The organism is Sorangium sp. So ce128 (assembly GCF_051525245.1).
Classification (GTDB): Bacteria; Myxococcota_A; Polyangia; order Polyangiales; family Polyangiaceae; genus Sorangium; species Sorangium cellulosum_B.
In genome coordinates, this window is the sequence record NZ_CP150313.1 from 4,721,133 (window position 1) to 4,733,091 (window position 11,959).

Genomic DNA, 11,959 nt, shown 5'->3' on the forward strand with positions numbered 1-11,959 from the left:
GTGACCTGTCGAGGGCGAAGAGACCCCTGCGGGGTGTCTCGGTCGCCGCTCCGCAGCGCCGTCGTTCCTGCCACCCGTCGCGGTGGTTGCAGCCAGCGCTTCACACGAGCCCATGTGCGAGGATGCGCGACGGCAAGCGCCAGCGTCTCGGATACGTCCGGGATCTTGCGCGACCTTTCCGCCGTCCGCTACCGTCGCAGCGCATCATCATGCTGACCGACGAACAGCTCACCACCGTCTGGAAGGGCTTCACCCCACCTGCCGGGTGGGCGAAGTGGCAAAGAGACTACCTCGACGTCCTGCGCTGGGCGCGCGACCTCCCTGAGTCGGAGCTGCGGACCGAAGCTGCGCAGAGGAAGCTCTGGAACGCCCGCGCGATCACCCCTGCCGGCTACGGCGACGCCATCAACATCGACGCGCTCCTCGCCGACCGCGAGTTCGTTGACGCCATCGTCGGCCTCCGTGGGCGCGCCTTTTCGTCCGATGTCGCCGTGCGAGCCGCGGAGATCCAGGGCGAGTATGAGCGCATCCTCGGCATGGCCGTGGCGCGCGAGGTCAAGCCCAGGCCGCACGCCAAGCTCCAGCGGCTGGTCGGAGCGCTCGTGCCAGCCGAGCTGAGCTGCGTGCTCAGCTACGATGCCGTCCGGAATATAGCGAAGCTCCTCCTGGGGGACGCGAACGATCCCCCGATCGTTGCCCAGGTGAAGATGCGCGCGCGGCTCCGGGCCGTGCTCGGTGAGGAGAAGACCCTGGCCGAGCACGTGCAGCGCTCGACCTTCTGCTGGTGGCTCCACGAGAACTACGAGCGGCTCTCGGCTGGGCGGATGCCGCCGTGGAAAAGCGACGAGCCTGCCGACGGCGGAGGTGCGATGCCCCCGCCCGACGACAAGCTGCCTCCGCTCCTGGTCTGGCCCTTCGCCAAGCAGTACGTGGGCTATCTCGCGGTGCGCAACTTCGCCGGCGCGTACCGCGCCGTGGTGCAAGCGGCGCTCCCGGGGCTCTCGCAAGACGACCTCGTGGGGGTGCTCCAGGCGAGCGGAAGCTTCGACAAAGTCCCGGCGCCGACGCTGCGCCAGCTCATCATCCGCGCCAAGGGCCTCGGGTTCATCGAGCAGCGCGACGGTCTGCTCTACGCCACGAAGGATGGCGACGAGCTGCTGGGCAGCGAGCAGCCGGACATCCTCATCGACCGCCTCATCGAGCGCGTCTTCGGCTTCGCCCATCTCCTCCGGTACGTCGACGAGCATCGAGGGGCGACCGACGCGGCGGTTGTCGACGCTCTGCAGAATATCTATCCCGCCTGGACCACCGCGGGGGTTCCCAACGATCTCCGGAACTGGAGCCTCTACCTCGGCCTGCTCAAGCGCGACCAAGACGGCGGCCTCCAGCTGACGGAGTATGGCGCTGCCCGGGCCGCCCGGCTTCCGAAGGAGCTCCCGAAGCCTCCGGCCGGGGAGATCATCGATACCAACCCCCCCGGGGGCACGACTGCCGTCGTGGCGAAGGAGATCCCGTATCCCGCCTTTGACGCGATCCTCACGCACTTCAAGTCCGATCCGGAGATCGCCGACTTCGTCTTCGATGACCGCCAGCTCGCCAGCCTCCACGCCGCCTGGCGCAGCAATCCACGCAAGCGCTTCGTGCTCCTCTCCGGCCTCTCGGGCACCGGCAAGACCGCCGTCACGCTCTGCTACTCACGCGCAGTCTGCGACCTGATGGGGCTCTCCCCCGCCGCGCACCGGGAGATCGTGCCCGTCTCGCCCGATTGGCGGGACCCCTCGGGGCTGCTCGGCTACTTCAACGCATTGCACGCCAATCCCACCTTCCAGGCCGAGCCGGCGCGCCGCCTCGTCCTGCGCGCCGCCGCCGACCCGGGGCGCCCCTATTTCCTCCTCCTCGACGAGATGAACCTCGCCCGCGTCGAGCGCTATTTCGCGCCGTTCCTCTCGGCCATGGAGACGGGCAAGGATCTCGTGCTCCACGCCAATGGCGCCGAGGTCAACGACGTTCCGCCGCGCGTCCCCTGGCCGGCGAACCTCTACATCGCGGGCACCGTCAACATGGACGAGACGACCCATCCGTTCAGCGACAAGGTGCTGGACCGGGCCTTCACGCTCGAGTTCTGGGACGTAGATCTCGAGCGCTTCTTCGAGCGCGCCGCGGCCAGGAGCCCGGGCAAGCGGCTCCAGGACGTGGAGGCGGTGCTGCTCGAACTGCACGACGCCATGCGCGCGGTCCGTCGTCACTTCGGCTACCGCACGGCCGGCGAGGTGCTCGCGTTCATGCGCGCCGTCCCGGAGCTGAGCGGCGCGGCGCAGGAGACGTTCCTCGACCAGGCCGTGTTCTCGAAGGTGCTGCCGCGCCTGCGGGGCGAGGACACGCCGGCCTTCAAGGGCGCGCTCGAGACCCTCCAGGGGATCTGCAAGCGCCGCGGCCTCACCATGTGCGAGGCCAAGCTCGCGACGATGATGGATCTGCTCAAGCGCACGGGCGTGACCCGGTTCTGGGCATGAGCCTCCAAGTCCGCGACGCGGACGGCCTGGACCAGCACATCGTCGACGGCGTCCTGCACCTCGAAGAGGCGAGGACCTACCACGTCGATGCGCCTCCTGGTGCCGGCACGCCGCGGGCGTGGCTCGGACCGCTGGAGCTGCCCTGGAGCCAGGAGCGCGGGTCGTTCACGCTCGAGGTGGGCCACTGGGTCGGCTCGGCGGTGCTCAAGGTGGCGCACGACGCCCAGGAGACGGAGGTCGCCGTCCAGGTGACCCCGCGCGATGAGAAGCTCTCCGACGGGGCATGGCTCGCGCTCCTCGCGGACCTGGAGGCGTGGTCGCCGGGCCTGGCCATCGGCCTCGAGGGTGGCGGCGTCGGCGCCGTCCAGTCGGAGGGCACCACGGCGACTGTATTAGCCACAGCGCTGCTGCCGCTGGTGCCGGCGCTCGTTCGCGCCGTTCATGCCATCGCCGCGGCGCCGCGGGAGCTCGCGGCATCCACGCGCGAGGACGTCCCGTTGCGAGGCGTGCGTCGCGCGGATCGGGAGACGCTCCACTGGCTGGCGAGGCATCCGGCGGCTGCACGTGCGGTGGATCCCTGGTTGGCCGCTCGGGCCGGCCAGCAGGACCCGTACGTGCCGCAGGATACAACGCACGAGACCGTCGATCACCCGGTGAACCGCTACATTGCCTGGCTCGTCGGGCGGGTCGCTCGCGTGCTCGGCGATCTCAGCGTCGTGCTCGGCGACGCCGCGGTCAAACGACGCCTGCAGCCGGACACCGCGCAATGGTGCCGTGCACGAGCTCGCGCGGCCGCAGGCGCGGCGGACGAGCTGTCAACCACGCTGCGACGGACGTTTCTCGGGTCTCTGACGCCCATGCCCGCCACCGAGGCCGCGCTCCTTGCGGTGCAGGACGATCCTGTCTACGCCCGCGCCCACGCGCTGGCTCGGCCCTTCCTGTCGCCGCGATTCCGCCTGCGCGAATCGCTGGCCGGCGGTGAAGCCCCGGTGCGCCCGAGCTTCGAGCTTTACGAGCTGTGGACACTGCTCGCCGTCCAGCGGGCGCTCGCCGGGATCCTCGACGGGTGGACGTGGACCTGGAAGCAGGGGCGGGAGAACGATCTGCTCGCCGGCCTCGGGACGGGGGCCGCGTTCACCGCGAGGCGTCCGAACGACGGTGCGCGGCTCGAACTCCGGTACAATATGACGTTCCCCGGATACCTCGCCCGGGGGACCTCGGACCGATATAGCATCTCCGGAGAGCGTCGACCCGATATCGTGATCTCGTTCGAGTCACCAGATGAGCCGCATTCGTGGATTTGTTTGGACGCCAAGTACCGGGTACGTCGTCAGGCGCTCGCGGATTCCTTCGCCTCGCTCCACATTTATCGTGACGCGCTGAGGTGGGAGACGTTTGGCGGTCGATGCCGCGGCGGGCTGCTCCTCGTCCCAGCCATCGATCCCGAATGTCAGCCTTGGTTCGCGAGCGAGTTCCGCGAGCGGTTCGGCATCGGGGCCTGGCGGCTGACGCCCGGGGAGCCACCGGACCTCGATCTGGCGAAGCTCATTCTCGCTATGGGAGGTCGAGCCGTCCGAGCGTAGGCGCCAGCGGCGGGGGCGGGCCTGGCCGCCACAACCGCTCTCGCGGGGAACGCCGCCGAGCTCGCCACATCGCGCAGCTCCGGACGCGTCGCTGTCAGCCCGTCGTCTCCGGCGCCTGAACGAGCGCGACGCCGTGCCGCGCTTGGGCTCGATGACAGGCCCCTCGCCGCCGCCTCGCCTCACTCGATCCCGATCACCACCTTGCCGAAGTGCTTCCCTGCCGCGAGCTTCGCGAGCGCCTCGTTCGCCCGCTCGATCGGAAAGACCTCATCAACCACCGGTCGGATCCCGTGCAGCTCGAGCGCCGCCCCGAGCTCCACGGTCGCCTGCCGCGACCCCACCACGGTCCCCTCGACGCGGATCGCCCGGAACAGGATCGGCATCGGGTCGATCTGGCTCCCCAGCCCGCTGAGCAGCCCGATCAAGCTCACCACGCCCCCCGTCTTCACCGCCTGCATCGATCGCGGCAGCGTCCCCGCGCCGCCCACCTCGATCACCCGATCCACCCCTTCGCCGCCCGTCAGCCGCAGCACCTCCTCGTGCCACTCCGGCTGCTTCCGGTAGTCGATCGCCTCGGTCACGCCGAGCGCGCGCAGCCGCTCGATCTTCGCCGCGCTGGACGATGTGGCGATCACGCGCAGCCCCGCCGCGCGCGCCAGCTGCGCGGCGAACAGCGACACTCCGCCGGTCCCCTGGACAAGCACCGTCGCCCCCGGCGCCGGCCGCGGCCCCGACTCGAACAGCGCTGTCCACGCCGTCACCCCAGCGCACGTCAGCGTCGCCGCCTCGTTGAACCCGAGGTGCGCCGGCGCGCGGACGATCGCGTCCTCCCCGAACACCACCAGCTCCGCGAGCACCCCGTCGTTCCCGCCCGCGCCGAGCGTCGTGGCGCGATACTCCCTGCGGAACGGTCCCGAATCCCACGTCGGGAAGAACGTCGAGATCACGCGATCTCCCTCCTTCCAGCGCCGCACGCCCGCTCCGATCGCGACCACCTCGCCCGCCGCGTCGCTGAGCGGGACGAGCCCGTCCTTGCGCTCCCCGCCGTACAGCCCGCGCACGACCATGAGGTCACGGTAGTTGATCGACGCGGCGCGGACGCGCACGAGCACCTGCCCCGGACCGGGCGTGGGTGCGGGGCGCTCGGCGAGCGTCCACGCGTCCGACTCCGAGGCGTTCTTCCGAATGATGACAGTCTTCATGGCGTGTCCTCCAATCTTCCCTGGACACCCCATCCGTAGATCCGTTCCTCCGGGCGCGGTAGTCCGCGCGAGGGAACGTCACCTGTGCTATTTCAGCACAGATCATGATCTCGCTCGCCGCGATCGAGCTACTCGTCGCCACCGTCGAGACCGGCAGCTTCTCGGGCGCCGCGCGCCGGCTCGGCGTCACGCCGTCCGCGGTGAGCCGGCGCGTGATGCGCCTCGAGCAGGAGCTCGGCGTGGCGCTGCTGGCGCGCACGACGCGCTCGCTCCGCCTGACGGACGACGGGCAGGCCTTCTACGCGCGCTGCGTCCGCATCGTCGAGGAGCTCGGGGAGGCGACCGAGGCGATCGCGCGCGCGAGCAAGAAGCCGGTGGGGCTCCTGCGCGTCGACGCGCCGGTGGCGCTCGGACGGGGCGTGATCGCGCCGAGCCTGCCGCGCTTCGCGGCGCGCTACCCCGACGTGCGGGTCAACCTGACGCTGCGCGATCAGCACGTCGATCCCGTGGCCGAGGGGCTCGACCTGCTCGTGCGCATCGGCCCGCTCGGCGACTCGAGCCTCGTCGCGCGCCGGCTCGGCGCGAGCCGCATCGTCCACTGCGCGGCGCCGTCGTACATCGCGCGGCGCGGCGCGCCCGCGACGCCGGCCGATCTCGCGCATCACGACTGCGTCGGGTACCTGCGCGACGGGCGGCCCTCAGGGTTCCGCTTCCTGACCGGAGACGGCGACGCCGTGCTCGAGGTGCCCATCTCCGGGCCGTTCCACGCGAACGACGTGGATGTCCTGAGGCACCTCGCGATCGCCGGGAGCGGGATCATCGCGATGTTCGACTTCCTCGCGAAGGGCGCGCTGGCCGCCGGAACGCTCGTGACCGTGCTCGACGAATTCCCGACGACGACCTGGCCGATTCACGCGCTGTACCCGAAGAACCGGCACCTCTTGCCGAAGGTGCGCGTGTTCGTCGATTTTCTCGCAGAGATCTTCGCTCCACCCTCGCCTCGACGCCGGGGAGAGCGCCGGCGGAGCGGGCGACGTTGAGCGCTCCTCGCGGGGACCGTCAGCGCTGTCAGAACTGGTAGAGCCCGCCCGCCTCGACGCCCCAGCCCGTGCGGCTGGCGTCATGCTGCGCTGCCGCCGCCGGATCGAGCTTGTGGCGCGTGAGCAACAGGGAAGGCTCGAGCACGATCGAGAGCCCCTTCAGGGGCGCGAAGGCATAACCCGCGCGCAGGGTCACGTTGCGCTCGATGCCGGGACCATTGGCGCCCACGCGCGCGGGAGCGGTGGCCGGCGCGCCGCCCGCCGCAGGGGTTCCGGGCGTGTAGCCGAGCTGCATCTCGTCGGTGCTGAGCACCATCGCGGTCCCGGCGACGAGGTGCAAAGAGTGCTTGTCGAACGTGACCTTCCCCGACACCCAGCCGCCCACCTCGGCGACGTCGTCCGTGCGATAGCCCTGCCCGAGCGTCAGGAGACCCAGGTTGGCGAGGTTCTTCCCGCCGTACGCTTCGGCCCGCACGTTCAGCGAACCGCTCGTGACCTCGCCGAACAGGTTGCCGCCGAGCGCCAGCCGCCCCTCTTCGGTCGGCAGGTTCGCGTCGAAGGCGAGCCGCGTGCCGATCACCGAGGCGCCCACCCATGCTGTCTTCTCGGCGCGATAGCTCGCGCGCAGCGAGACGGTCGGCGTGCGCGAGTACTCGACGTTGTTGAGGATGGCCGTGACGTTCTGGCTGACCAGACCGAGCGCGGCGCCCACCTCGACGCTGCCGATGTTCCCGACGTAGGCGAGCTGGTGGCGCATGAAGCCCGAATTTCCGGACTGAAACAGGCCACCCACGAGGTTGTACGTGTGCGTGTTCAGCGGCGAGAACAGATCCCATGTCTGGCCGAGCGTGAGCTTGTGCCCGTCGGCAGGAGACCAATCCAGGAACGCCTGACGCACGCGGAGGCTCATCCCCTGAGCCGGCGAGGACTTGCCGAAATCGACGAAATCGACCTCGATCTGCCCCTTCACGGGCGTGCCCTCCCCGACGGCCACGCCAAAGCGCGTCTGCTGCGCCTGAAAGGTGAGGCCGACGGCATCCGGATCGGCGAGGAACAGCGGATTCACCGCGGCCGTCGGGGCGGAGTAGTTCGGGTTGCCGAAGGACTCGAGGCCGTTCCCCACGACGACCGTGGGCTTGACGATCCCGTAGACGCGCACGAGAGGCTTGTCGTCGGCCTTCTTCTGCTCGACAGGCGGCGGAGGAGGCGCAGGACGGGGCTCCTCCACGGGCAGCGGCGCGGCCGCGCCCGGCGCAGCCTGCTGAGCCGGCTCCGCCGGCTGCGCGTTGCTCGTGGCCGGCGCAGCGACCCCGGCCAGCGAGAGAGAGACGACAAGGGTTGCGCTGGGCGTCTTCCAGGTGCTCATGAACAATCTCCTCCGGCGGTGAATCGGACACGCGGGTTCACGTTCCGACATCCACGAGGGCTGCATCGGCGCCGCCGTCGACCACGCCACTTGTCATGCTGGTGTTCACGTGGGTCTCCCGAGAGCATGGTCCGCGCAAAGCGATTTCAATACGCCGACAATCTTATCGTGGGCTGTGAATGGCGGGACACCCTACTACCGATCCGTCGGGCTGCCAAAAAATATGCCCCAAATCAACGGGGATCCACGCGGCGAGCGCTCGACGCGGTGGCGCGAGCTGGAGCGCGTGGACGCCGACAGATAAAGATCAATCCGGATCGTAGCTTCCCGCCAGCTGTGCGGGCCGCCCCGAGGACTACCCCGCGCCCTCCGGCGCACGCTGGCGGAGCGCGTCCTCCAGCGCGCGCTCGAACACCGCACGCGACGGATGGACGGTCAGCTTCCGGATGGCGGTATTCGCGATCTGAACCCCGAAGATGACCACCCTGGATTGGAGCAGGAAGTGACATCCCTCGACCGCATGGAGGACGGAAATCGTCGCCGTGGTCAGCCGCGTGCGCGTCACGTGCTCGTAATCGGTCATCGCCTCCCAGTCATTGAAGACCAGCAGTCGGCCCTCCGCGGCGACCCGCCGCAGCATCACCGCCTCGATCGCCGCGGCGCCCGCCTCTACCAGCACCCCGGTGACACACGTGACCATCAGCGCCGGCGCGGGACACCAGATCTTTACCGTGCCCTCGCTACACCAGTGGGTCTGAAGCGGGCGGGCGGGGAGCGGGACCATGCAGCTGGCGGGTAGACTGGGCCGCGGGCGACCGTTCGTCGAGGACCTCGTCGCACGATCTGCATCCAGAGGAGAAGCAGCGCGACGGGCCAGGATCTCTGCGCTGTTGTGTTGTGAGGGGCCCGACCATCACGCGAAATGAAACATTCAATTCGGGCGGCTGAAAACAACCTGTGCAGTTCTCCTGTTACAGCGACGGATCTTTATGCTGCCCGGGGCCGATCCCGCCCCGCCTGCGAGCGGCGCGCGCTCCGGGCAGCCTGCCCCGTCAGGGCTTCGCAGCGCCCGCCATGAACGCGGCGAACGCCTCGGCGTACTCTGGATGCCACCGCGACAGCGCAGGTCGGTTCCGGATCAGGTCGTCGGCCGCCCACTGCACGCGGCGCTCGTCCATCTCGCGCGTGACCGCGTTGTCGGGACAGAGCAGGTAGAAGTCGCCACGGGCCATGCCTTCGAGCATCAGATCCACCACCTGATCGGCGGTCCATGCCTCCGCGGGCTTCTCCGGGCCTCGCGCGGTCATCCCGGTGAATGTGTAGCCCGGGATCAGCAGGTGGGCGGTGATCTTGCAGCCCGCCACGTTGCGCAGCTCGTGGGCGAGCTGCTCTGTCAGCACCTTCACGCCGGCCTTCGAGACGTTGTAGGCAGCGTCGCCGGGCGGGGTGGTGATGCCCTGCTTCGAGCCCGTGTTGACGATGGCGCAGGCGGTGCCCTGCGCGATCATCGCCTCGGTGAACGCCTGCACGCCGTGGATCACGCCCCACAGATTGACCTCGATGAGCCGCCGCCAGCGCTCGATGTCCTTCCACGGCTTGCCGCCGCCGCCGACTCCCGCGTTGTTCATCAGGACCGCCACCTCGCCGAACGCGTCGTAGGCGGCCTGCTTCAACCGATGCACGTCCTCGAGCCTGGCGACGTCGGTCGGCACCGCGCGCACGTCGGCCTTGCCGCCGGGCGCGGCGGCGGCGACGCGCCCGGCGGCCTCGTGAAGCGCCGGTCCGTCCAGGTCGGCGAGACAGACCTTCATGCCCATGCGCGCGAAGCGCTCGGCGGCCGCGAGGCCGATGCCGCTGGCGGCGCCGGTCACCACGGCGGCGCGGCCAGGTGTCAATGCGGGATGGTCATTCACAGCAGATCTCCGTCATGTGTTGATGGCGCGCCGCCTCTGGCGCGGCGATCGGGGCGAGCATAGTGGGCGCCGGCGGGTCGGGCCACGACCCTCCGGCGTGAATGGCCACCTCCAGGAATGGCTTGCATGTCACCGCGGCCGCTCCTACCATGCGCGCTGGCCGACAGCCGCGCAGGTGCACGATGAGCGACTCCGAGGACAGCGAGACCATCTTCCGGGTGGTCGTCAATCACGAAGAACAGTACTCGATCTGGCCGGCGACCCGTGATCTGCCGCTCGGCTGGCGTGCCGAGGGCACCGAGGGGACGCGCGCGGCGTGCCTCCAGCACATCGAGAAGGTCTGGACCGACATGCGGCCGCTGAGCCTGCGCCAGGCCATGGACGGTCAATGACCGCCGTCCCGCGCGCGCGCTCCTGCCGCCCTCTCGGCCCTTGACGGGGCGAGTCGCGCCGGCTGGAGCTCGCGCCCGGCGGCCGCTCCCCGCGTGCGTGCTCCAGCTCCAGGGCGCGCGCGCCGCGAGGCCGCCTCAGCCCGCCACCCATCCGATCATCAGTCGACTGACGGCGAGGATCACCAGCAGACCGACCGCGAAGCAGCCGAGTCCCGGGCGCTTGCCGTTATCGCCTGCTCCCGCCGCCTTCAGGCTCACCGCGCCCGGAGGATCCAGGCACTTTTTTTTTACGGTGGGCACCCGCTTCCACCGCGCGGGCTCGGCTTCGCCTTCGAGCAGCGCCACCGGGGGCGTGTGCTTCACGATCGCCATCGCGCGCGCCGCCCGGCTCTCCGGAACACCCCGCCTCGACGCGCGGATCGCCGCCTCGGGCAGCCCGAACACCTCGCCGGAGCCGTACGTTCTCGCGAGGCACTCGAGCACGCGAAGGTGCCAGTCGGCGGGGATCGCCCCGGGCAGCGCCTCGATCGCCTCCTCCGGGATCGGCGGGAACCACACGGCGAAGTGCTGGATCTGCCTTCCGGTCCAGTCCTTCCGCGCCGGATCGAGGAACCGCGTCGCCACATAGGGAAACACGAGAGGGCCTCTCGGCCCGGGCTCGTCGATCTCGAGCAGGCCATAACGGAGCTCTCCGGCGCTCGCGTCGGCGTCGCCGATCATGGCCTCGAGCGCCGTGAGCCAGGCGGGGAGGGCGGGGATCTCGGGCACGCAGATGAACTCGTAGTCCCAGTGCTCGCCGCGCGTCCTCCAGAGGAGGCGCGAGGTCTCGACGACGGACGCAGGCGCGAGCATGGCTGTCCTACTGGTTCTGGTGGTAGGCCCGCGCTCCCTCGTCGTTGCGCAGGGCCGCGGCCATCGCGCTCAGGACCGCCGTGAACGCGTCGCCCCTCCGGATCGCGCCCTCGCGGGTCTTCTGGAGCCTGTCGAGCCGCGTGGTCGCGAAGTCCTTGATCGAGACGAACCGCAGGATCTTGCTCACGATCTGGTATCGCTTCGGGAGGAAGTCGTCGAGGGAGTCGACGAACGCCACCAGATCGCGCAGGCCCTGGAAGAACGTCTCACCAGCCGATCTCTCCTTCCGCGTGGCCTGCGCCTCGCGGACCGCGCCCTCGACGGTGCTCACAAGGACCGCGGGCGCGAGCGTGCGCACGCCGAGCGAGGTGCCCGGGTCGACCTGCGCGTCGGCGTCGACCGGCGCGGCGACCGACGAGAGCAGCATGAAGCGGTGGCCGAACGCGCGCTCGGCGCGGAGCACGGCGCAGAGCTTCGCGAGCTGATCGTCGGCGTCGCGGCAGACCTCGCGCTCGAAGTCGCTCGCGCTGTACTCCGGCGGGAACAGGTCGGCCTTGCTGAGGGCGAGGATCCACTCGCGCGGGAAGCTCACCTCGTCGCCCGTGGCGGCGCTGGTCCGGCGCAGCCGGTCGCACTCGTCGGCGAAGTGCTCGAAGAGCCACCGGATGTAGCCGGTCCCCTCGCTCCGGTACTTCGCGCCGTCGGCCAGGAGGATCCCGACGTGGCTCATGCCGAGCTTGAGCAGGCCCTGGCGCATCGCCTCCCGCTCTTCCGCGTCGATCGGCTCGTCCTCCCACCAGCGCCCGGGGTAGTCGTACCAGTGGATGCGGACCGCCGCCTCCGGCAGGTCCCTCGGGAAGAAGTCGAACTCGTACGCGTCGAAGCGCGTGCTGCCGTCCGGGAACCTGCCCTCTTCGAGGCGGTAGAAGCGCCCGAGGAGCTGGTTGCCCTGCGCCTTGTTGACCGCCTGGATCTTGTACGCGTGCTCGAGCTGAAACGAGGGCTGCGTCTGCGCCCGGTAGAAGGCCGCCAGGAGGACCGTCTTGCCTGCGCCGGAGGCGCCGAACAGGGCGACGTGCAGATCGAGCGGCGGCATGA

10 protein-coding genes are annotated in these 11,959 nt (G+C 70.0%); 4 read left to right on the top strand and 6 right to left on the bottom strand.

Going from position 1 to position 11,959, the window contains the following annotated elements:
* The first annotated feature begins 122 nt into the window (after positions 1-122).
* Both WME82_RS17985 and WME82_RS17990 read left to right on the top strand, forming a co-directional pair.
* Positions 123-2,513: an McrB family protein gene (locus WME82_RS17985; protein ID WP_438043823.1), complete on the top strand. Its 2,391-nt coding sequence runs from the start codon at positions 123-125 to the stop codon at positions 2,511-2,513.
* Positions 2,510-4,096, top strand: a complete 1,587-nt coding sequence (locus tag WME82_RS17990; protein ID WP_438043824.1) for a DUF2357 domain-containing protein — start codon at positions 2,510-2,512, stop codon at positions 4,094-4,096. The genes WME82_RS17985 and WME82_RS17990 overlap by 4 nt, the downstream gene beginning before the upstream one ends.
* A gap of 179 nt (positions 4,097-4,275) precedes the next feature.
* Here the strand turns inward: WME82_RS17990 and WME82_RS17995 are convergent, their stop codons facing one another.
* Entirely contained in the window at positions 4,276-5,298 is a 1,023-nt protein-coding gene (locus tag WME82_RS17995; RefSeq protein ID WP_438043825.1) for a zinc-dependent alcohol dehydrogenase family protein, read from the bottom strand.
* 104 nt (positions 5,299-5,402) lie between these two features.
* Here WME82_RS17995 and WME82_RS18000 point away from each other — a divergent pair, with 104 nt between their 5' ends.
* A complete protein-coding gene (locus WME82_RS18000) occupies positions 5,403-6,338 on the top strand; it encodes a LysR family transcriptional regulator (RefSeq protein ID WP_438043826.1) in 936 nt (311 codons plus the stop codon).
* Between the two features lie 28 nt (positions 6,339-6,366).
* Here the strand turns inward: WME82_RS18000 and WME82_RS18005 are convergent, their stop codons facing one another.
* The 3 genes from WME82_RS18005 to WME82_RS18015 all read right to left on the bottom strand — a co-directional run bounded on the left by WME82_RS18005 (position 6,367) and on the right by WME82_RS18015 (position 9,617).
* Positions 6,367-7,704 carry a hypothetical protein gene (locus tag WME82_RS18005; RefSeq protein WP_437746693.1) on the bottom strand — a complete coding sequence of 446 codons (1,338 nt, stop codon included), beginning with the start codon at positions 7,702-7,704 and terminating at the stop codon, positions 6,367-6,369.
* Between the two features lie 355 nt (positions 7,705-8,059).
* Complete coding sequence (locus WME82_RS18010) at positions 8,060-8,488, bottom strand: hypothetical protein (RefSeq protein WP_438043827.1); 429 nt, start codon at positions 8,486-8,488, stop codon at positions 8,060-8,062.
* Between the two features lie 268 nt (positions 8,489-8,756).
* Complete coding sequence (locus tag WME82_RS18015; protein WP_438043828.1) at positions 8,757-9,617, bottom strand: SDR family NAD(P)-dependent oxidoreductase; 861 nt, start codon at positions 9,615-9,617, stop codon at positions 8,757-8,759.
* A gap of 182 nt (positions 9,618-9,799) precedes the next feature.
* Here WME82_RS18015 and WME82_RS18020 point away from each other — a divergent pair, with 182 nt between their 5' ends.
* Positions 9,800-10,009: an MbtH family protein gene (locus WME82_RS18020; protein WP_437300257.1), complete on the top strand. Its 210-nt coding sequence runs from the start codon at positions 9,800-9,802 to the stop codon at positions 10,007-10,009.
* 135 nt (positions 10,010-10,144) lie between these two features.
* Here the strand turns inward: WME82_RS18020 and WME82_RS18025 are convergent, their stop codons facing one another.
* Positions 10,145-10,861 carry a hypothetical protein gene (locus WME82_RS18025; RefSeq protein WP_438043829.1) on the bottom strand — a complete coding sequence of 239 codons (717 nt, stop codon included), beginning with the start codon at positions 10,859-10,861 and terminating at the stop codon, positions 10,145-10,147.
* Positions 10,862-10,868: 7 nt separating this feature from the next.
* The gene (locus WME82_RS18030; protein ID WP_438043830.1) at positions 10,869-11,957 is read right to left on the bottom strand and encodes a hypothetical protein; all 1,089 of its coding nucleotides are present in this window, start codon (positions 11,955-11,957) and stop codon (positions 10,869-10,871) included.
* Between the last annotated feature and the right edge of the window lie 2 nt (positions 11,958-11,959).